At 71.3% G+C, this 18664-nt stretch carries 17 protein-coding genes; 7 read left to right on the forward strand and 10 right to left on the reverse strand.

Annotated elements, in window-relative coordinates:
- Positions 1 to 67 precede the first annotated feature (67 nt).
- Positions 68 to 520 carry a DUF4442 domain-containing protein gene (locus ACIOJD_RS12925; protein ID WP_401911952.1) on the forward strand — a complete coding sequence of 151 codons (453 nt, stop codon included), beginning with the start codon at positions 68 to 70 and terminating at the stop codon, positions 518 to 520.
- 158 nt (positions 521 to 678) lie between these two features.
- Positions 679 to 1335, forward strand: coding sequence for a DedA family protein (locus ACIOJD_RS12930; protein WP_401911955.1), 657 nt, complete (start codon positions 679 to 681; stop codon positions 1333 to 1335).
- Between the two features lie 90 nt (positions 1336 to 1425).
- Here the strand turns inward: ACIOJD_RS12930 and ACIOJD_RS12935 are convergent, their stop codons facing one another.
- A complete protein-coding gene (locus ACIOJD_RS12935; protein WP_401911957.1) occupies positions 1426 to 1956 on the reverse strand; it encodes a gamma carbonic anhydrase family protein in 531 nt (176 codons plus the stop codon).
- Positions 1957 to 2131: 175 nt separating this feature from the next.
- Between ACIOJD_RS12935 and ACIOJD_RS12940 the strand changes: the two genes are divergently transcribed.
- Positions 2132 to 3358, forward strand: a complete 1227-nt coding sequence (locus tag ACIOJD_RS12940) for a cytochrome P450 (protein WP_401911960.1) — start codon at positions 2132 to 2134, stop codon at positions 3356 to 3358.
- A gap of 85 nt (positions 3359 to 3443) precedes the next feature.
- Here the strand turns inward: ACIOJD_RS12940 and ACIOJD_RS12945 are convergent, their stop codons facing one another.
- The 5 genes from ACIOJD_RS12945 to ACIOJD_RS12965 form a co-directional block, all read right to left on the reverse strand.
- Entirely contained in the window at positions 3444 to 4721 is a 1278-nt protein-coding gene (locus ACIOJD_RS12945) for a cytochrome P450 (protein WP_401911962.1), read from the reverse strand.
- Positions 4718 to 5332 carry a GTP-binding protein gene (locus tag ACIOJD_RS12950; RefSeq protein ID WP_401911964.1) on the reverse strand — a complete coding sequence of 205 codons (615 nt, stop codon included), beginning with the start codon at positions 5330 to 5332 and terminating at the stop codon, positions 4718 to 4720. The genes ACIOJD_RS12945 and ACIOJD_RS12950 overlap by 4 nt, the downstream gene beginning before the upstream one ends.
- Complete coding sequence (locus tag ACIOJD_RS12955; protein WP_401911966.1) at positions 5313 to 5669, reverse strand: DUF742 domain-containing protein; 357 nt, start codon at positions 5667 to 5669, stop codon at positions 5313 to 5315. The genes ACIOJD_RS12950 and ACIOJD_RS12955 overlap by 20 nt, the downstream gene beginning before the upstream one ends.
- Positions 5666 to 6085, reverse strand: coding sequence for a roadblock/LC7 domain-containing protein (locus tag ACIOJD_RS12960; RefSeq protein ID WP_401887250.1), 420 nt, complete (start codon positions 6083 to 6085; stop codon positions 5666 to 5668). Before ACIOJD_RS12960 ends, ACIOJD_RS12955 begins: the two co-directional genes overlap by 4 nt.
- Positions 6086 to 6203: 118 nt before the next feature.
- On the reverse strand, positions 6204 to 8003 hold the full coding sequence (locus ACIOJD_RS12965; protein WP_401911968.1) for a sensor histidine kinase: 1800 nt from the start codon (positions 8001 to 8003) through the stop codon (positions 6204 to 6206).
- Between the two features lie 674 nt (positions 8004 to 8677).
- Here ACIOJD_RS12965 and ACIOJD_RS12970 point away from each other — a divergent pair.
- On the forward strand, positions 8678 to 9256 hold the full coding sequence (locus ACIOJD_RS12970; RefSeq protein WP_401911970.1) for a helix-turn-helix domain-containing protein: 579 nt from the start codon (positions 8678 to 8680) through the stop codon (positions 9254 to 9256).
- Between the two features lie 207 nt (positions 9257 to 9463).
- Here ACIOJD_RS12970 and ACIOJD_RS12975 read toward each other — a convergent pair whose 3' ends face one another.
- On the reverse strand, positions 9464 to 10444 hold the full coding sequence (locus ACIOJD_RS12975; RefSeq protein ID WP_401911973.1) for an acetylxylan esterase: 981 nt from the start codon (positions 10442 to 10444) through the stop codon (positions 9464 to 9466).
- An 86-nt stretch (positions 10445 to 10530) separates the two neighbouring features.
- Complete coding sequence (locus ACIOJD_RS12980; protein WP_401911974.1) at positions 10531 to 10974, reverse strand: CoA-binding protein; 444 nt, start codon at positions 10972 to 10974, stop codon at positions 10531 to 10533.
- A 63-nt stretch (positions 10975 to 11037) separates the two neighbouring features.
- Between ACIOJD_RS12980 and ACIOJD_RS12985 the strand changes: the two genes are divergently transcribed.
- The 3 genes from ACIOJD_RS12985 (at position 11038) to ACIOJD_RS12995 (ending at position 16094) form a co-directional block, all read left to right on the forward strand.
- Complete coding sequence (locus ACIOJD_RS12985) at positions 11038 to 11658, forward strand: YigZ family protein (RefSeq protein WP_401911976.1); 621 nt, start codon at positions 11038 to 11040, stop codon at positions 11656 to 11658.
- 258 nt (positions 11659 to 11916) lie between these two features.
- Entirely contained in the window at positions 11917 to 13083 is a 1167-nt protein-coding gene (locus ACIOJD_RS12990; RefSeq protein WP_401911978.1) for an exonuclease SbcCD subunit D, read from the forward strand.
- Positions 13080 to 16094, forward strand: a complete 3015-nt coding sequence (locus tag ACIOJD_RS12995) for an AAA family ATPase (protein ID WP_401911981.1) — start codon at positions 13080 to 13082, stop codon at positions 16092 to 16094. The genes ACIOJD_RS12990 and ACIOJD_RS12995 overlap by 4 nt, the downstream gene beginning before the upstream one ends.
- Positions 16095 to 16402: 308 nt before the next feature.
- On the opposite strand, the gene ACIOJD_RS13000 is transcribed toward ACIOJD_RS12995, so the two are convergent.
- Together ACIOJD_RS13000 and wecB are read right to left on the reverse strand one after the other, a co-directional pair.
- The gene (locus tag ACIOJD_RS13000; protein WP_401911984.1) at positions 16403 to 17110 is read right to left on the reverse strand and encodes a family 16 glycoside hydrolase; all 708 of its coding nucleotides are present in this window, start codon (positions 17108 to 17110) and stop codon (positions 16403 to 16405) included.
- Positions 17107 to 18543: a non-hydrolyzing UDP-N-acetylglucosamine 2-epimerase gene (gene wecB, locus ACIOJD_RS13005; protein ID WP_401911986.1), complete on the reverse strand. Its 1437-nt coding sequence runs from the start codon at positions 18541 to 18543 to the stop codon at positions 17107 to 17109. Before wecB ends, ACIOJD_RS13000 begins: the two co-directional genes overlap by 4 nt.
- Positions 18544 to 18664 lie beyond the last annotated feature (121 nt).

The following is an 18664-nucleotide window of genomic DNA, read 5'->3' on the forward strand; positions in this document are numbered from 1 at the left end:
CGGCGCTGCTACGGCCGCCCTGTCAGGGGATGGTGAAACTCCCCTACTCGTGGGTAACATCGCGGCCATGAGTCCTGACCAGATGTCCGTCGGCGAGACACTCGCCGCCACCGTTCCCATGGCCCGCACCCTCGGGCTGGAGTTCCTGGAGACCACCGCCGAACGTGCCGTCGCCCGGCTGCCCGATCAGCCCGACTACCACAACCACGTCGGCGGACCGCACGCCGGAGCGATGTTCACGCTCGCCGAGGCCGCCAGTGGCGCGATCGTGCTCGCCGCCTTCGGCGACCAGCTCCAGCGCGCCGTTCCGCTCGCCGTCAAGGCGGAGATCGGCTACCGGAAACTCGCCATGGGGGTTGTCACAGCCACCGCGACGCTGGGCCGCCCGGTGGCGGACGTCGTCGCGGAGCTGGACGCCGGACAGCGCCCCGAATTCCCGGTGGCCGTCGCCCTCACCCGCGCGGACGGCGCGGTCACCGGTGAGATGACGGTCGTCTGGACGCTGCGCCCGCATTCCTGACCGTATCCACCCACCAGGTAGGCTTCCCGCGCACCCGCCTCACCGGCGGGTGCGCGGGAAGCGGCCCGGGGTGACCGGCCGACAGCGACCGGTGAACGACGGTCGAGGAACAGCGGGTCGGGGAACAGCGGCTCGGGGATTTTCGGGAGGAACCGGCGTTGCACGTCCAGGAGTGGCTCGAAACCGTCCCCGCGGTCAGCATCTATCTCCTGGTGGGGGTGGTCATCGGGCTCGAAAGCCTCGGTATCCCGCTGCCGGGCGAGATCGTCCTCGTCAGCTCGGCGCTGCTCGCCTCCCAGCACGGCGACATCAACGTCTACATCCTGGCCGCCTGCGCCACGGCCGGCGCGATCATCGGGGACTCGATCGGCTACGCCATCGGCCGCAAGGGCGGCAGGCCGCTGCTCGCCCGGCTCGGCTCGAAATTCCCCAAGCACTTCGGCGAGGCCCAGATCGCCATGGCGGAGCGGTCGTTCGAGAAGTGGGGCATGTGGGCCGTCTTCTTCGGCCGTTTCGTCGCCCTGCTGCGTATCTTCGCCGGGCCGCTCGCGGGCGTCCTGCGCATGCCGTACTGGAAGTTCCTGATCGCCAACGTACTCGGCGGAATCGTCTGGGCGGGCGGTACGACCGCCGTCATCTACTCGGTGGGCGTGGTCGCCGAGGCCTGGCTCAAGCGCTTCTCCTGGCTCGGCCTCGTGGTCGCCGTGCTGATCGGGCTGACCTCGATGCTCATCCTGAAGAAGCGCGCCAAGAAGGCCGCGGCGAAGGCCGAGTCGGCACCGGGCGAGCCCGACACCGTACCCGTCGTCGACTGACCCCCTGAATGTCCCACCGGCAGCCGGGCATCGGTGGACACGGCGGAACGCCACGCCTCCGGATCTGCTCCGGCCGGCCCCCGGAAGGCGTCAGCTCTCGTACGCCGCCCGATGAGTCTTCCCCAGCTCCAGGTACCCCGCCGCGTTCTGGCTGATCCCTTCGCGCTCCTCCTCGGTCAGCTCGCGCTTGACCCTGGCCGGTACCCCCGCGACCAGCGAACCGGGCGGCACCCGCATGCCCTGAGGTACAAGCGACTGCGCCGCCACCAGGGAGCCCGCGCCGATGTGCGCGCCGTTGAGGACCGTGGCGCCCATACCGATCAGCGCGTCGTCCTCGACGGTGCAGCCGTGCAGCACGGCATTGTGGCCGACCGATACGCGCTCGCCGACCGTCAGGGAGAAACCGGGGTCGGTGTGCAGGCTGCAGTTGTCCTGGATATTGCTGTCGGCGCCCACGGTGATCGGGCCGCAGTCGGCCCGGAGCACGGCGTGGTACCAGATGGAGGCCCCCGCGGCCAGGGTGACCTCGCCGAGCACCACGGACGTCGGTGCCGTGAAGGCCAGCGGGTCGATCCGGGGTTCCCTGCCGCTCACGCCCTTGATCAATGCTTGCTCCGTCATGCCGCTCCGTCTCCTCGTTGATCCCCCGGTCGCGCGTACAGGGCGCCGTAAGGGGCCACCACTATCGCATCGGTTGCAGGTAGCTCCCCGGTTGGCCTGTTTTTGGTGCTGGATGATCAATAGCCTTAGGGGCATTGCCCGTTATGGACTGGGCCGTACCGACCGAGGGAGCCCTATGGCCACCGCACAGCAGTTCCCCGACATCCTGTCGCCCGAATTCGCCGCGAACCCCTACCCGGCCTATCGCGCGATGCGGGAGAGCGCACCGCTCATCTGGCACGAGGCCACCCGGAGTTACCTCATCTCCCGGTACGAGGACGTCGAACGCGCCTTCAAGGACAAGGAGTCGGTGTTCACCACCGACAACTACGACTGGCAGATCGAGCCGGTGCACGGCAAGACGATCCTCCAGCTCAGCGGGCGTGAGCACGCCGTACGCCGGGCGCTGGTCGCCCCGGCCTTCCGGGGGAGCGATCTCAGGGACAAGTTCCTGCCTGTTGTCGAGCGCAACTCCCGAGAGCTGATCGACTCGTTCCGGCACACCGGGTCCGCCGATCTCGTACGGGACTACGCCACTCGTTTTCCGGTCAATGTCATCGCCGACATGCTGGGCCTGGACAAGGCCGACCACGACCGCTTCCACGGCTGGTACACGGCGGTCATCGCCTTCCTGGGCAATCTGTCCGGCGACGCGGAGGTGGCGGCGGCCGGTGAGCGGACGCGTGTCGAGTTCGCCGAGTACATGCTGCCGATCATCCGGGACCGGCGGGACAACCTGGGGGACGACCTACTCTCGACGCTGTGCGCGGCCGAGGTCGACGGCGTACGGATGAGCGACGAGGACATCAAGGCGTTCTGCAGCCTGCTGCTCGCCGCCGGTGGTGAGACCACCGACAAGGCGATCGCCAGCATCTTCGCCAATCTGCTGCTGCACCCCGAACAGCTGGCGGCCGTACGGGAGGACCGCACCCTGATCGACCGGGCCTTCGCGGAGACCCTGCGGTTCAGTCCGCCGGTACAGATGATCATGCGGCAGACCGCGCGGGACGTCGAGGTCAGCGGTGGGACCATACCGAGCGGTGCCACGGTCACCTGCCTGATCGGCTCCGCCAACCGCGACGGCTCCCGCTACCAGGAGCCGGACCGCTTCAATATCTTCCGCGACGACCTGACCACGACGACCGCCTTCTCCGCCGCCGCCGATCATCTGGCCTTCGCGCTCGGACGGCACTTCTGCGTGGGCGCCCTGCTGGCCAAGGCGGAGGTCGAGACCGGTGTCGGCCAACTGCTCGACGCGATGCCCGATCTGCGGCTGGCCGAGGGCTTCGACCCGGTCGAGCAGGGGGTGTTCACCCGGGGACCGCAGTCCCTGCCGGTGGAGTTCACACCCGTCCCGTCGTGACGGCAACCGCCGGGCCCGGTGTTTCCGGGCCCGGCGGCCGGCCATGCCACAAGGCCCGGATCCGCCGGTCCGGCAAGGGCGTTCGCTACCGCACGGCCGGCGTGAACCGCACCGGAAGCGCGGTCAGTCCCCGCATCCAGATCGAGGGCCGCCAGGTCAGTTCGTACGGTTCCACCGCCAGCACCACGTCCGGCAGCCGCTCCAGCAGGGTCTCGATCGCGGTCCGCGCGATGACGTCGGCCAGCAGCGGACCCGGGTAGAGGCAGCGGTGCTCACCGTTGCTGAACGACAGATGCGCGGAGTTCTCCGCCCCCACATGACCCTCGGGCCAGATCTGCGGATCCGTGTTCGCCGCGGCGAACCCCAGCACCAGGCAGTCGCCCGCCTTGATGTGCCGGCCACCGAGCTGTGTGTCCCGCGCCGCCCACCGGCCGACGAAGTTCTGCGTCGGGGTGTCCAGCCACAGCACCTCGTTCAGCGCCTGGCCGACGCTCAGCCGCCCGCCGGACACGTTCAGCGCGAACCGGTCGTCGGTCAGCAGCAGACGCAGGGTGTTGCAGATCCAGTTGGCCGTCGGCTGCTGCGCGGCGGCGATGACGGTGATCAGGTCCTGTACGACCTCCTCGTCCGTCAGCGCGGCCGGATGCGCCAGCATCCTGGACGTGACATCCGGGCCGGGGCTGTTCCGCTTGTCCTTCACCAGCCGCTCGATGCGCTCCTGCACCCGCAGATACGCGGCGACCGGATCGTCACCTTCGGCGGCGTCCAGCGAGATCTTCAGGTCCCGTACGAGATCCTCGGTGTCCACGCCGTCGGCGGGCATACCGCAGAGCCGGACCACGGCACGCATCGGCAGCGCGTGCGCGTACGCGGCCATCAGCTCGGCCTGCCCGCTGCCGGCGAACACGTCGATGAGACTCTCGGCGATCTCCTCGCACATATGGGCGAGTTCGAACTGGTCGACGGCCTCCAGCGCCTCGGCGATCACACCGGCCCGGCGCTGGTGCTCGACGCCCTCGGTGAACAGCAGCGACGGCTGGTAGCCGACGAACGGCATCAGCGGCCAGTCCGCCGGAATGTTCGGCCACTGGTTCCAGCGCCGCGAGTCGCGGGCGAACAGCTCGTCGTGGCTGGTGACGTAGGAGACTTCCGCGTAACCGAGCACCAGCCAGGCGGGAATGCCCCCGTCGAGCAGGATGGGTGCGATCGCGCCGTGTTCCCTGCGCAGCGAGCGGTACAGCTGGGAGGGGGTCTGCTGGTACTCCAGCCCGCTCAGCGGCACCGCGCCCGCGTGCGCGGGGCAGCCCGGGGGCGGGGCCTGGCCGGGTGCGGGTCCCGCGGCGTCGGTGGTGGGGTCGGTCACGGTGTCATCTCCCGGGCCATGGCCAGTTCGTAGAGGTGGTCCACGAGGGTGATCAGGACGTTCTTGCCGGACGAGCGCACCCGCGCGTCACAGTCGATCAGCGGAATGTGATCCGGCAGCGAGAGGGCCTGGCGGATCTCCGTCAGCGAGAACGCCGAGACGTCGTCGTCGAACCGGTTGACCGCGACCACGAACGGGGTCCGGTGGTGTTCCAGCCGGTCGATGGCGTACCAGGACTCGCTCATCCGGCGGGTGTCGACCAGGACGACCGCGCCGAGCGTGCCCGAGAACAGCCGGTCCCACAGGAACCAGAACCGCTCCTGGCCGGGCGCCCCGAACAGGTAGAGCACCATGCGTTCGTTGAGGCTGATCCGGCCGAAGTCGAAGGCCACGGTCGTGGTGGTCTTGGTGGTCAGCCCGGCGGTCTCGTCGACCCCGATCCCGGCCTGTGTCATGACCTCTTCGGTGTTGAGCGGACGGATCTCGCTCACCGACCGGACGAGCGTGGTCTTGCCGACGCCGAATCCGCCCACGACGACGATCTTCAGTCCGGTCTCGGCCGCGTCCGCCAACGGCGTACGGACCGGCAGTTCAGAGGTTGCGGAGTCCATGGAGCACCTCCTGCAAGAGGGCGGATTCGGGAAGGTCTGCGGAGCGTGCCGTACGGGGATGCCTGGCGGTGATCCGGCCCGTCGCGAGGAGGTCGCCGAGGAGGATCCGTACCACCATCACCGGCAGTCTCAGCTCAGCGGAGAGCTCGACGACCGCGGTGGGATGGCGGCACAGTTCGAGGATCCGGACATGCTCGGACTGCATCCCCGCGGCCGGCTCGCACTCGCTGACTATCAGGGTGACCAGGTCGAACGTGGTGTCATCGACCCGGCTGCGGCCTCCGGTCACGGTGTACAGCCGGTCGGGGTCCCCCATGTCGACGGGCCGGCGGGTCATGACGGTGAACTCTTCCCGGCCGAGTCGCGTGGCTCGGCCCGCAGATGCTCACCGATCTGCTCGACCAGCTCGGACATCTGATGGCCCACCACCCCGGGGTCGGCGCCGTCCTCGGCCACGACCGCCAGATGCGCGCCGTTACCGGCCTCCACGATGAACAGCAGCCCACCGTGGAATTCGGTCATCGAGTGCCGGACACCGCCGCTGCCGTTGCCGAACTCCACCGAGGCGCCCTGGGCGAGCGCCTGGATGCCCGAGCAGATGGCGGACAGCTGGTCCGCCTGATCGAGCGTGAGATGGCGGCTCCAGCAGAGCTTCAGCCCGTCACGGGAGAGCACCAGGGCGTGTCGCGTACCCGGGGTGCGTTCCAACAGGCTCTCCAAGAGCCAGGTCACGCTGTTGTCAGTGGTCTGCATGGTGTGCGTGGGGCGGGATGTACCTGAGAGTCCAGTCACCGGCCCGTGCCTCCGATCTCGCGTTCTGGGTGGGGGTGGGCGCCGAGACCCCGGGCGCCTTACGGGGAGAGCACAGTCCCTACTCGGACGGAGTACCGGACGGGCCGTTGGACGAACGGCGCGAGCGGTGGAAGGCACCGAACTGGGAGCCCGCGTCGCGGCGCGGCTTCGCGCTGTCGGTCTCCGCCTCCGGCTGGGGCCGGCCGCGGTCCGCCGCGGCCATGGTGCGGCCCGGCGGGCGAACCGGCAGCCCGTTGGGCGTCGCCAGCTGGGGACCGGCCGCCGCGGCGGTACGGGCGGGCGGAGGCGGCGAGGCGGCCGTACCCGACGAGACGGGCGGGTCGTACGAGACGGGCGGGGCGGGCGGGGCTGTTGAGGCCCCCGGGGTCCCTGAGGCCCCCGGGGCCTGTGCGCTCGCCGGGGCTGCTGGGGCCGGGACAGCCTCCGGGGCCGGGGCGGCAGGCGGTGTGGCGGGCGCGGGCACGGTCGCCTCCGGCGCGGGGCGCCGCAGGAAGTGCTCGGGAGCCGTACCGCGCTGCTGGGCGAGGAGCTGCGGCGGGAACAGCACCACCACGCCCGTACCGCCCCGGGAGGACGGCCGGTAGTTGACGCTGATGTGGTACTTGGCGGCCAGCCGGCCCACCACGGCCAGGCCGAGCCGGGTTCCCTGGAGCTTCGCGAGGTCGGTGACCCGCCCGGACACGGACTCCTCCGCCCGGCGCATCGCCGCGGGGGCCATCTTCAGACCGCTGTCCTCGATGGTCACCACGATGCCGGCGCTGCGCTCCTCGACATAGACATGGACCTCGTCGATCGGCGGGGAGAAGTTCGCCGCGTTGTCCATCAGTTCGGCGAGGAGATGCATCACCGGCTCCGCGGCGAACCCGGCGATCGCGGCATGGCTGGAGCAGTGCAGCCGGACCCGCTGGTAGGCGGCGATACGGCCCACCGCGCCGCGCAGGATGCTCTCCATGCCGATCGGCTTGTTCCAGGCGCGGCTCGCGCGGCCGCCCATCAGCAGGGCCAGCCGGTCGGTGAGCAGCCCGAGTTGCGAGGTGTTGTGGTCGAGCTTGAGGAGATCCCCGAAGACCTCCTCGCCGTGCCGGTCCTGCATCTCCCGCAGATCGGCCAGCATGCTCACGGCCTTCGCCTGCACCCGGCTCAGCGCCTTGGCACTGGCCGCCTGCGCGGCGGCTCCGCGCCGCTCGCTGAGGGCGAAGTCCCTGACCACCGCGTCGACCAGGACCCGCAGCCGCGGGTCCGAGGGTGCCTCGATGCCGCCGAGCACCGTGTCGGCGGAGCCGCCGGAGCGCAGCCCGCCGATCGCGGCGGGCAGTGTCTTCGTGGTCAGCAGGTCCAGATCGTCGGCGGCCCGTGCCAGCCGGTGTACGGCGGTCTCGCTGTCGGCCGTCGCTCGGGCCGCCCGCTGTTCGGAGTCCGCGAGTTCCGCGGTGAACATCTCCAGGATGCGGCGCACCTGCGGGTCGGACGGCGGGGGCGTGGCGGCGAGTGTCTCGTCGGCGCCCGCTCCGTCACGTACCCGCTTGATCACCGCGGGCAGGGCGACATTCAGCAGATGCGCGGACTCCGCGCCGCTCTGGGCCAGCTGCGTCCGCGCCGATCTGGCCTCGTTCTCCGCCGAGAGCGCGGCACGCCGGCCGCGGCGCAGCAGCAGAACGGCGGAGACGACGGCGATGGTGAAACAGGCCCAGGAGACCGCGGCGGTGGCCGCCACCCAGGCACGGGCCGGTTCGGGGGCGGTCACGGCCGCCGCGCCTCCGGCCGCTCCGGCAGCCACCACCAGGATCAGGGGTACGGCCGTCGACCGGGACCGTGGGGTGCGTATCCGGTGCGGATTGGGGGCGACAGGCACTGACATTCCGCGGTCCCTCGGTACTTGAGTGCAGGGGGAACATACCGGCCGACCTGCGCGGTTCGGCCGCACGGGCGGGATCGGACACCGATGGGGACGGTGATCTTCCGCACCACATGTGGCGCTCATGCTAACCACGTGCGGCCGTACCGGATGACACGGATCCGCCAGAGCCCACAGAACGGAGGAGTTCGTCCCGAAGTCACCCACGGTCCAAGGGGGTGTGATAGTTGGGAACGGCCGCATTTTGTTCTGTCATATGCGTACACCGTGTCTGTGCAGGGACTTTGCCTGCCCGTGGATCGCACGGTCATCTTCCGACGGAGCGTCAACGCTGTTGTGATCGGCGCGTTTCGGCCAAGTGAATGACACGGAGAGTGGCATACGGGGTGGCGACCATGCGGCGAACGTCACAGCACACCGGGGCCGTTCCCTCGCCCCGGTGCCGATTCGGGAGGGTAGGACGTCCGCACAGCTGACGGCTCTGGCCGAGCCGGACGCGGAGGCCCGAGCGGAGCCCCGGCGGCCGGCCGGGTCAGGGCATCGTGGAAGGGGCGGACCGATGGCGACGGCGAACGGTGCTGCGGGGGAGGGCCTCGCAGTACAGTGCGACGCATGATCGGGGCGCTCCACCATAGTGCGGTCTGTTGAACTCTTCCATTGAGAATATTGGACGGAATGTGTCGGACCTGGACCAGCTCACCCAGTCGCTCGCCCGCAACCTCAAGCGGTGGCGCGGTGAGCGGGGCTTCACGCTCGACGCCCTGGCCACCCGGTCGGGGGTCAGCCGCGGAATGATCATCCAGATCGAGCAGGCCCGTACGAACCCGAGCGTAGGCACCACCGTCAAACTCGCCGACGCGCTCGGCGTGAGCATCGCCACGCTCCTCGACTACGAACGCGGCCCCCAGGTCCGGATCGTGCCCGAGGACCAGGCCGTACGGATGTGGTCCACCGAGGCGGGCAGCCGGACCACACTGCTGGTCGGCACCGAGGCCCGCGGCCCGCTCGAACTCTGGTCCTGGACCCTGATGCCGGGCGATTCCATCTCCTCCGACCCGCATCCGGCGGGCACCACCGAGCTGCTCCACATCACCGCCGGTGAGCTGACCCTCGTCGTCGACGGCGACGCGCACGCCGTACCGGCGGGCGCGTCGGCGACCTTCGAGGCGAGCGCCCCGCACAGCTACCGCAACGACGGCGCCGGTCCGGTCGAGATGATCATGTCTGTCTCCATCCCGCCGGTGCGGTCGAGCTGACTGTCCGGGGCGAGGCCACTGCCTGGGCCCGCGGCCCCGGATCGTCGCCGAACTCGACCGCACCGGGCCGAACACGGCGGCCGGCCGCTGGTCCGTCCCGGATACCCCGGTGACGCCTCTTCGCCGTTTCTCCTGAAGCGTCGCCCGAGGCCGGGCCGGGTGACCACGGCCCCTCGTTTCAGACGGCCCGCACCGCCGTCACCGCTGTCACCGGGCCTTCGGCGCGAGGTTCTGCTCGCGCAGCCAGGCCAGTTGCTCGTGCGCCGTCGATCCGTATCCGCCGCCGTGGTCGGCGAAGCGCCAGACCCGGATGTCCTTGGCGCCCGCGTAGCGGTTGTAGGCGCCGTACACCGTGGACGGCGGGCAGATGGGATCCATCAGGCCCACGCTGAACAGCGCGGGGGCCGAGGCGCGGGCGGCGAAGTGGATTCCGTCGAAGTGATCGAGGGTGGCGAAGGCACGCTCCGGATCGTCCCGGGTGTGCCACCGCAGGTAGGCGGCGATCTCCGGGTACGGGCCCTCGGACGCGATCTCGACGGCGCGGCGGTAATGGCAGAGGAACGGGACGTCGGTCAGGACCCCGGCCACCAGGTCGCCGACGAGCCCCGCGACGGCGAGAGCGAGCCCGCCCCCCTGGCTGCCGCCCTGGACGACGACGCGCTCCGGGTCGACCTGCGGCAGCGCGCGGGCCGCGTCCACCGCGCGTACGCAGTCGGTCATCAGGCGCCGGTAGTAGTAATGGCGGGGATCCTCGATGCCGCGGGTCATGAAGCCCCCGTACCACTGGCTGCCCTCGCCCTCACCGTGGTCGGGAGTGTCGTGCCCCTGCCCGCGGCTGTCGACCACCAACTGGGCATAACCGGCGGCGGGGAAGACCAGGTGATCGGTCGGCAGGCCCCGGCCACCGCTGTAACCGATGTACTTCACGACGGTGGGCAGCGGCTCCTCGGCGCCACGGGGGACGGTCAGCCAGGCCGCGACCGGCTGCCCGCGCCACCCGGGGAACCGCACGTCGTAGACGTCGAACGCGGTGAGCAGTGTGTCCTGGCGCAGCGTCACGCTCGTGGCTCCGCCGACGGAACGGGCCTCGGCCAGAGTCTCCCGCCAGAAGGCGTCGAAACCGGCCGGCGCCGGTATGCCGGCCTGATAGTCGTGGAGCTGGTCGAGGGAGAGATCGGTGAGCGGCAAGGCTCGGGCTCCTTCTTCGCAGAGTTACAGAGTCATTGAGAACAATGTCAGCTCGCTGTATCGATTCGCCCCGCCCCGCGGCCGGTTCACAGCTGTCCCAGCGCGCCGATCTCGATCGCCGGGCACCGGTCCATCACCATGTCGAGACCGGCCGCGCGGGTCCGCTCGTACGCCTCCTCGTCGATCACCCCGAGCTGGAACCAGACGGCCTTCGCCCCGCGCGCCACCGCCTCGTCCGCGACCGCGCCCGCCAGCTCGCTCTTTACGAAGACATCCACGACATCGACGGGAAACGGGATGTCCGCGAGCGATGCGTAGCCCTGCTCGCCGTGGACCGTCTCGGCCTTCGGATGTACGGGGACGACCCGCTTCCCGAAGCGCTGGAGCACCGCCGCGACCCCGTACGCCGCGCGCGAGCGGTTGTTGGACAGGCCCACCACGGCCCAGGTGTCGCCGGACCGGGTGAGGATCTCGCGCACTGTCTCCGCGGTTCCGGCAGTGTCCGTATCTGTACCTGCGTCTGCGTGCATGACAGGAGAACGGGCCGCCCGCCCCGGCCATTCCCGTGCCCCGCCCCCGCATAGGGTGGGGGGATGCAGGAGCAGTACCGGACCGTCGCCCGCGCGGGCGTGCACGAGACCGAGATCAACCGGTCGCGCTTCCTCTGTGCGCTGGCGCCCGTGGCGAGCGAGCAGGAGGCACAGGACTTCGTCGCACGCGTCCGCAAGGAACACCCGACGGCCACCCACAACTGCTTCGCGTACGTCCTCGGCGCCGACGCGTCCGTACAGAAGGCGAGCGACGACGGCGAGCCCGGCGGCACGGCCGGGGCGCCGATGCTCCAGATGCTGATGCGCCGCGAGATGCGGTACACCGTCGCGGTGGTCACCCGGTACTACGGCGGGGTCAAGCTCGGCGCCGGCGGGCTGATCAGGGCGTACGGGGGAGCGGTCGGCGAAGCCCTGGACGCGGTCGGCACGCGGATCCGGCAGCGCTTCCGGCTCGTCACGGTCACCGTCGACCACCAGCGCGCGGGCAGACTGGAGAACGACCTGCGGACGACGGGCCGGGCGGTGCGCGAGGTGCGGTACGGGGACGCGGTGACGATCGAGGTGGGTCTGCCGGAGGCGGAGGTGGCCGGGTTCCGGGCGTGGCTGGCGGATGTGACGGCGGGGACGGCGGGGCTGTCGCTGGGCGGGGAGGCGTTTTCTTGACGGCGGGTTCGGTGTCCGGGGGTGCGGTGCGCCGTCCGGCGGGGCGGGGTTCGCGGAGCGGGTGCGCCGTGGGTGGTGCGGGGGCCGGGGCCTGCGCAGGCGCATGTGCGGACTGGTCGAAAGGGAGAGCGCGCCCGGGTTTGTGAGGTACGAGCGAACCGAGCACGGTCGACCGTCGGCAGTGCCCGCGGCCGGAGGCCGCTGATTGACACGGCAGGCGCCCGGAGGCGAACCGAGCCCTCGAAAAAGAGGTATGTCTTGAGGATTCTGCATACGTCGGACTGGCATCTGGGGCGGTCTTTCCACCGGGTGAGTCTGCTCGACGCTCAGGCCGCTTTCCTTGATCATCTCGTTGACACGGTCCGTGCCCGCGAGGTGGACGCCGTTGTGGTCGCCGGCGATGTCTACGACCGGGCCGTGCCGCCGCTCGCCGCCGTGGAGTTGTTCGACCGGGCGCTGCATCGGCTCGCCGAGGCCGGGGTGCCGACGGTGATGATTTCCGGCAATCACGACTCGGCGCGCCGGTTGGGCGTCGGCGCGGGACTGATCGGGCGCGCGGGGATCCACCTGCGGACAGATCCGGCTCACTGCGGTACGCCCGTACTGCTCTGCGACGCCCACGGCGAGGTGGCCTTCTACGGTCTGCCCTACCTCGAACCGGCCTTGGTACGCGACGAGTTCAAGGCGTCGAAGGCGGGCCACGAGGCAGTGCTGGGCGCTGCCATGGATCGGGTGCGGGCCGATCTCGCGGGGCGGGACGAGGGCACTCGTTCCGTTGTGCTCGCGCACGCCTTTGTCGCGGGTGGTGCGCCCAGCGAGAGCGAGCGGGACATCACGGTCGGTGGTGTGGCCTCGGTGCCCGCCGGTGTCTTCGACGGCGTCGACTATGTCGCCCTCGGCCATCTGCACGGTTCTCAGGCCCTGACCGAGCGGGTCCGTTACGCGGGTTCCCCGCTCGCCTACTCCTTTTCGGAGACCACCCACCGCAAGACCATGTGGCTGGTGGATCTCGGGCCGCGCTGCGAGATCGCGGCGGAGCGCATCGACTGCCCGGTGCCGCGTGCCCTGGCCCGGATCCGCGGGCCGCTCGACGGGCTTCTGGACGATCCGGAACTCGCCCGCCACGAGGACTCCTGGGTCGAGGCGACGCTGACCGACGCCGTACGCCCGGCCGATCCCATGGCGCGCCTCGCCGAGCGCTTCCCGCACACACTGAGTCTTCTCTTCGATCCCGAACGGAGCGACGACGACCCGCTCGCCTCGTACGCCCGGCGTCTCGCGGGCCGTACCGACCAGCAGATCGCGGAGGACTTCGTGGCGCATGTACGGGGCGGTGGCGGGCCCGACGAGGAGGAACGCACGGTGTTGCGGGGCGCGTTCGACGATGTACGGGTCGACGCTGCGGTGCGCGAGGTGACCCCGTGAGGCTGCACCGGCTCACCGTCACCGCCTTCGGCCCCTTCGCCACCACGCAGGAGGTCGACTTCGACGAACTGTCCGCCGCCGGGCTCTTCCTGCTGCACGGCCCGACCGGCGCCGGGAAGACGTCGGTCCTGGACGCGGTCTGCTACGCGCTGTACGGAGCCGTGCCGGGCGCCCGGCAGAGCCCCGGGGCCGGGCTGCGCAGCGACCATGCCCCGGCCGGTACGTACACCGAGGTGTGTCTCGAACTGACCGTGAGCGGACGGCGGTTGGAGATCACGCGGCGGCCCGCGCAGCTGCGCCCCAAGAAACGCAGCAAGGGCCTCACCACCGAGAAGGCGCAGAGCTGGCTGCGGGAGCACGACGCCGAGAGCGGCGAATGGCGGGCACTGAGCCGCTCCCACCAGGAGATCGGTGAGGAGATCGGTCAGCTGCTCGGGATGAGCCGGGAGCAGTTCTGCCAGGTGGTCCTCCTGCCCCAGGGCGACTTCGCGCGCTTTCTGCGCGCCGACGCCGAGGCACGCGGCAACCTCCTCGGCAGGCTCTTCGACACCCGCCGCTTCGCCGCCGTGGAGGAGCGGCTCGCCGAGCTGCGCCGTACCGCCGAACATCAGGTACGTGCCGGTGACGACAGGCTTCTCGGCATCGCCCAGCGCATCGCTCAGGCGGCGGGGGAGCGTACGGTGCCGCCGCTGCCCGAGCGGCAGCCGGGGGACGCGGGGTTCGCGGCGGCCGTTCTGGAATGGGCAGCGGTCGCCCGCGGCGTCGCCCACGAACGCGCTGACATCGCCGAGTCGGCGCTGTCGGCCGCCGAGAGCCGCCGGGCCGGGGCCCGGTCCGCCCTGGACTCCGAGCGTGAACTGGCCCGGCTTCAGGAGCGGTTCGCGCAGACGCGGCGGCGTGCCGAGGCCCTCGAAGCCGGCCGGCCCGAGCGCGAGCACGCTTCTGAGAGGCTGAAGCGGGGCCACCAGGCGGAGTTGGTCGCACCGGCGCTCGCCCTGCGAGACGACGCCGAGCGGGCCCGGCGCGGGGCGTCCGGCGCCCACGAGCACGCGCGCCGGCTGCTGCCCGCCGCTCTCACCGATGCCGGTGCCGAACAACTCGCCGCGCGGGAAAGGACCGTACGCCAGGAACTCGGCGCCCTCGACGCCGCCCGGCGCGCGGAACACCGTAATGCGGAGATCTCCGCCGAACGCGCCGACCTGGACCGGCAGGCGCGCTCCGACGACGACATCCTCCAGGAAACGGCGGGCTGGCTGGCCGGCTGGGAGTCCGAACGCCAGGCCCTGCGGGACCGTATCGAGGACGCGCAGGAGGCCGCGACCCGCGCCGAACAGCTCGCCGGGCAGCTCGAACCCGCCCGCCACCGGCTGGAGGCGGCCCGTCGGCGCGACACTCTGGACGTGGCGGCCACCGACGCGCAGCAGCGTCTCAACTCCGTGCGGGAACACGCGAATACCGCGCACGAGACATGGCTCGACCTGCGAGAACGACGGCTACGGGGCATCGCGGCCGAGCTGGCCGCCCGGCTGGAGGACGGCGAACCCTGCGCCGTCTGTGGCTCCGCCGTCCACCCCGAGCCCGCACGCGCCGCCGACGGCCATGTCGACCAGGCGGCCGAGGACGCCGCGCTCACCGCGTACCGGCGCGCCGACCGAGTCCGGAGCGACACGGAGCGTGAGCACGCCTCCGTACGGGAGCGGTACGCGGCGGCCGGCGCCGAGGCCGGTGTGTCGACCGTCGCCGAACTCACCACGCTCACCGAACGGCTGGAGCGGGAACACACGGAGGCGCGCCGCCTCGCCGCCGGTTCGCACGCGGCCCGCGAGGCTCTCGGCCGCGCCGAGCGTGAGCACGAGGGCCGGCTCTCCGCCCAGCGGCAGGCCGAACGGCGGGCTGCCGCCCGTACCTCCCGGCGCGAAGCACTCGAACGTGAACAGGGCGTGCTGCGTGATGAGTTGAGCCGCGCCCGGGGAGACGCGGCCAGCGTCGCCGACCGGGCCGGGCAGTTGGAGCGACAGGCCAGGCTTCTCGCCGAGGCCGCCGAAGCCGTACGTGCCGTCGACACCACCGCGCTCCGGCTCAAGGAGGCCCACGACCACCTCGCGAGCGCCGCCTACCGGGCCGGTTTCGACACTCCGGCCGCCGCGGCGGCGGCCCTGCTCACCGACACCGCGCGGCGCGAACTCCAGCACCGCGTCGACGACTGGCAGGCCGAGGCCGCCGCGATCGCCGACCGGCTCGCCGAACCGGAGACCCGGGCCGCCGCGGACCACCCGCCCGCCGAACCGGACGCCGCGCGGACCGTCCACGACACGGCCGAGCGTGCCCTGCGCGACGCCTCGTCCGCGGCCACCACCGCCCGGGAGCGCCGCGCCGAACTGGGGCGGCTCTCCCAGCAGGCGGAGACCGAGGTACGACGACTCGGCCCGGTGCGCGAGGAGTACGACCGGGTCGCCCGCCTCGCCGGACTCACCGCGGGCACCTCCGCCGACAACGAACGCAGGATGCGCCTGGAGTCGTACGTCCTGGCGGCCCGCCTCGAACAGGTCGCGGCGGCGGCCACCGTACGGCTCCAGCGCATGTCCTCGGGCCGCTACACCCTGGTCCACTCCGACGCGAAAGCGGGCGGGCTGCGGCGATCGGGTCTCGGGCTCCAGGTCGTGGACGCCTGGACGGGCAGCGGCCGGGACACCGCGACGCTCTCCGGCGGCGAGACGTTCTTCGCGTCCCTCGCCCTCGCCCTCGGCCTGGCGGACGTCGTCACCGACGAGGCCGGTGGCGTACGGCTCGACACCCTCTTCATCGACGAGGGCTTCGGCAGCCTGGACGACCAGACGCTGGACGAGGTCCTGGACGTGCTCGACTCGCTGCGGGAACGCGACCGCAGCGTCGGCATCGTCAGCCATGTCGCCGATCTGCGCCGTCGCATCCCCACCCAGCTGGAGATCGTCAAGAACAGGAACGGCTCGGAGGTCCGCAGGCGCGTGCCGGGCCAGAGGACCAAGAGCTGACGGTTGCGTCAACAGCCGTGAAGAATAACGGAGTTGCCCTGGCGCTGGCCGGCCTTCCCGTTGTGTCAGCAGGGGACGCGCCACCGAAGCGTGGATCGTGGTCCACGCACGGCGCGGGCTGTGCTGAGCCTCGATGTGAAGGCTGTTCCGCTTTTCGCACCAGAACTCGAACTGCTGTGCGCGCGGCCTGAAATAATTGCTAAACGCGAGTTCGATATCCGCGATGTCGATATCCGGCATCGGAAAGGCGAATGCCGGTCGGGAGTGCGTCGGCAATCATCGGCCGAGCGCGCCCCCGGCCGCGCAATTCATCGCATCCGCGCGGTCGTGGCCGACCGCTCCGGCGAGACGCTGATGTCACGGAACTCCACGCGGGCATCCTCCGTGTACGCGCCCACACTGCCCTCCGTGTACGGACGTTCCCGGTCGGTGAAGTCCGCCACCGTACGACCGTCCACCTCCACCGTCATCCCCGCTCCACGCTGCCGCACCCGGACGTCCGACCAGTCTCCGATCGGGAACGGGGGAGTGCCGGTGGCCAGGAACCGCTGACCGCCCCGGTACTCGGGGTCCCGTTTGCCCAGTTCCCAGCCGTTGGGTTTGAGCGCCAGATAGTAGAAGTGCTCCGGGTCGGTGTACGCCCACACCAGCCATGCCACTTCCCACGGGTTGGGGTCGCCCGCGCGCAGTTGCTCGACGGTGCGCATCCGGGCGCGGTAGTCCAGACGCTCGTACCGCGCGGTGGAAACCACCAGGCAGGCGTGGGTACGGCTCCGTTCGCGGGCGGCGCGCGGGGTGAGCGTCAGTTCGTCCGCCCCGCCGGTGTTGCCGCCGTAGCCGTGGAACACCGACCGCCAGGGGCCGTGCACCGAACCGTCCCGCCAGGACTCGGCCGGCTCGGGCCGCCGTTCCTCGTCCCAGACGCCGGCCAGCACCAGCCCACCGCTCACCACGAGGGCGACGGCCAGCAGGAGCCCCCCGATCCGCAGACAGGCGCACCACCGTACGGACGTCATGCCACCGGATCATACGAGCCGGCCGGGTCGCCCCGCCCCGGTGCGGGAACGATGGCCGAGGCGATGGAGGAGGCGGCGGCAGCGGAAGCCGGGGTGGCGGCGACAACTGGGTCGCCCGGGGTGCGTCCATCGTCCGCCGTCGTGCCCCCGGCGCTCGCCCACTCGCCCAAGTGGGCTGTTTCCAGGGCTGGTTCACCGCCGAAGTCCTCGGTGAGCCGGGCCACGATGCGTTCGGCGGCACGGCCGTCGCCGAACGGGTTCCCCGCCCCGGCCATCCTCCGGTACGCGTCCGGGTCGTCCAGCAGCCGCTCGGCGGCGGCCAGGATCGTCTGCGGGTCGGTGCCCACCAGCCGGGCCGCCCCCGCCTCCACCGCTTCCGGCCGCTCGGTGGTCGTGCGCAGCACCAGCGCGGGCTTGCCCAGACTGGGAGCTTCTTCCTGGAGCCCGCCGGAATCGGTCAGCACCAGGTCGCAGGCCTCCAGGGTGGCGGCGAAGTCCAGGTAGTCGAGCGGGTCCACCACCCTCACCCCCGGGTGGCCGGCCAGCGCGGGCAGCAGGGCCTCCCGTACCGCCGGGCTGCGATGCAGCGGCAGCACGATCTCCACATCGCCCCGGTCGGCCAGCCTGCGCAGCGCCGCGCCCATCGAACGCATCCGGTCGCCCTGGTTCTCCCGGCGGTGCAGAGTCAGCAGCACCCGCCGGCCGTCGGTGCGAAAGGCGCTGCGCCCGGCACCCTCCGCGAGCACCCACAGCAGGTTGTCGACGACGGTGTTGCCCGTGGTGATCACCTGCTCGGCCGGTACGCCCTCGGCCCGCAGATGGCCCGCGGCCCGTGCGGTGGGGGCGAAGTGCCAGCGGGCCACCCGGCCGATCAGCCGGCGGTTGAGCTCCTCGGGGAACGGGTTGTCCGGCACACCGGTCCGCAGGCCCGCCTCGACATGGGCCACCGGGACCCGTTCGTAGAAGGCGGCCAGCGCGCCGCACAGCGCGGTGGTGGTGTCGCCCTGGACCACCACCAGATCCGGCCGTTCGGTGCGGATCGCCGTGCCCAGCCCGTCCACCAGCCGCGCGGTCAGCTCCGACAGCCGTTGCCGGTCCCGCATCACCGCGAGGTCGGTCTTCACCCCGATCCCGAGCATGCCGAGCATCTGTTGCAGCATCTCCCGGTGCTGACCGGTGGTCACCACCACCGGCTGGAACAGCGGGGAGGCGGTCATCGCCCGGATCACCGGGGCCAGTTTGATCGCCTCCGGACGGGTGCCGAGCACGATCATGGCGCGCACCGCGCCGGGCCGGGCCGGGGCCGGGTCCAGGAGGTGGGCCGGAGCGGGCCCGGCGGGACGGGGCCCGGGTGCCTCGTCCGTGGGGAAGGGGACGGGTCCGTCAGGTCCGCCGGGTCTGCTTGATCTGCTGGGTCTCTCTGATGACGACATGAGTCTCCCCTGGCAAGGTGAGCGGAAGGAGCATGAACGGTTCGGACAGCACAGTGCGCGGTTCACGGTTCAAACGGCACGGTGCGCGGTACACGGTGCGGTTCGGGTGGCGCGGTGTGGT

The organism is Streptomyces sp. NPDC088116, from assembly GCF_044741745.1.
GTDB lineage: Bacteria > Actinomycetota > Actinomycetes > Streptomycetales > Streptomycetaceae > Streptomyces.

Bases quoted from the DNA above. Each gene is read 5' to 3' on its own strand.
- ACIOJD_RS12925 (WP_401911952.1), top strand. From the start codon at position 68: ATGAGTCCTGACCAGATGTCCGTCGGCGAGACACTCGCCGCCACCGTT.
- ACIOJD_RS12935 (WP_401911957.1), bottom strand. From the start codon at position 1,956: ATGACGGAGCAAGCATTGATCAAGGGCGTGAGCGGCAGGGAACCCCGG.
- ACIOJD_RS12940 (WP_401911960.1), top strand. From the start codon at position 2,132: ATGGCCACCGCACAGCAGTTCCCCGACATCCTGTCGCCCGAATTCGCC.
- ACIOJD_RS12950 (WP_401911964.1), bottom strand. From the start codon at position 5,332: ATGGACTCCGCAACCTCTGAACTGCCGGTCCGTACGCCGTTGGCGGAC.
- ACIOJD_RS12955 (WP_401911966.1), bottom strand. From the start codon at position 5,669: ATGACCCGCCGGCCCGTCGACATGGGGGACCCCGACCGGCTGTACACC.
- ACIOJD_RS12960 (WP_401887250.1), bottom strand. From the start codon at position 6,085: ATGCAGACCACTGACAACAGCGTGACCTGGCTCTTGGAGAGCCTGTTG.
- ACIOJD_RS12965 (WP_401911968.1), bottom strand. From the start codon at position 8,003: ATGTCAGTGCCTGTCGCCCCCAATCCGCACCGGATACGCACCCCACGG.
- ACIOJD_RS12980 (WP_401911974.1), bottom strand. From the start codon at position 10,974: ATGCACGCAGACGCAGGTACAGATACGGACACTGCCGGAACCGCGGAG.
- ACIOJD_RS12985 (WP_401911976.1), top strand. From the start codon at position 11,038: ATGCAGGAGCAGTACCGGACCGTCGCCCGCGCGGGCGTGCACGAGACC.
- ACIOJD_RS13000 (WP_401911984.1), bottom strand. From the start codon at position 17,110: ATGACGTCCGTACGGTGGTGCGCCTGTCTGCGGATCGGGGGGCTCCTG.
- wecB (WP_401911986.1), bottom strand. From the start codon at position 18,543: ATGTCGTCATCAGAGAGACCCAGCAGATCAAGCAGACCCGGCGGACCT.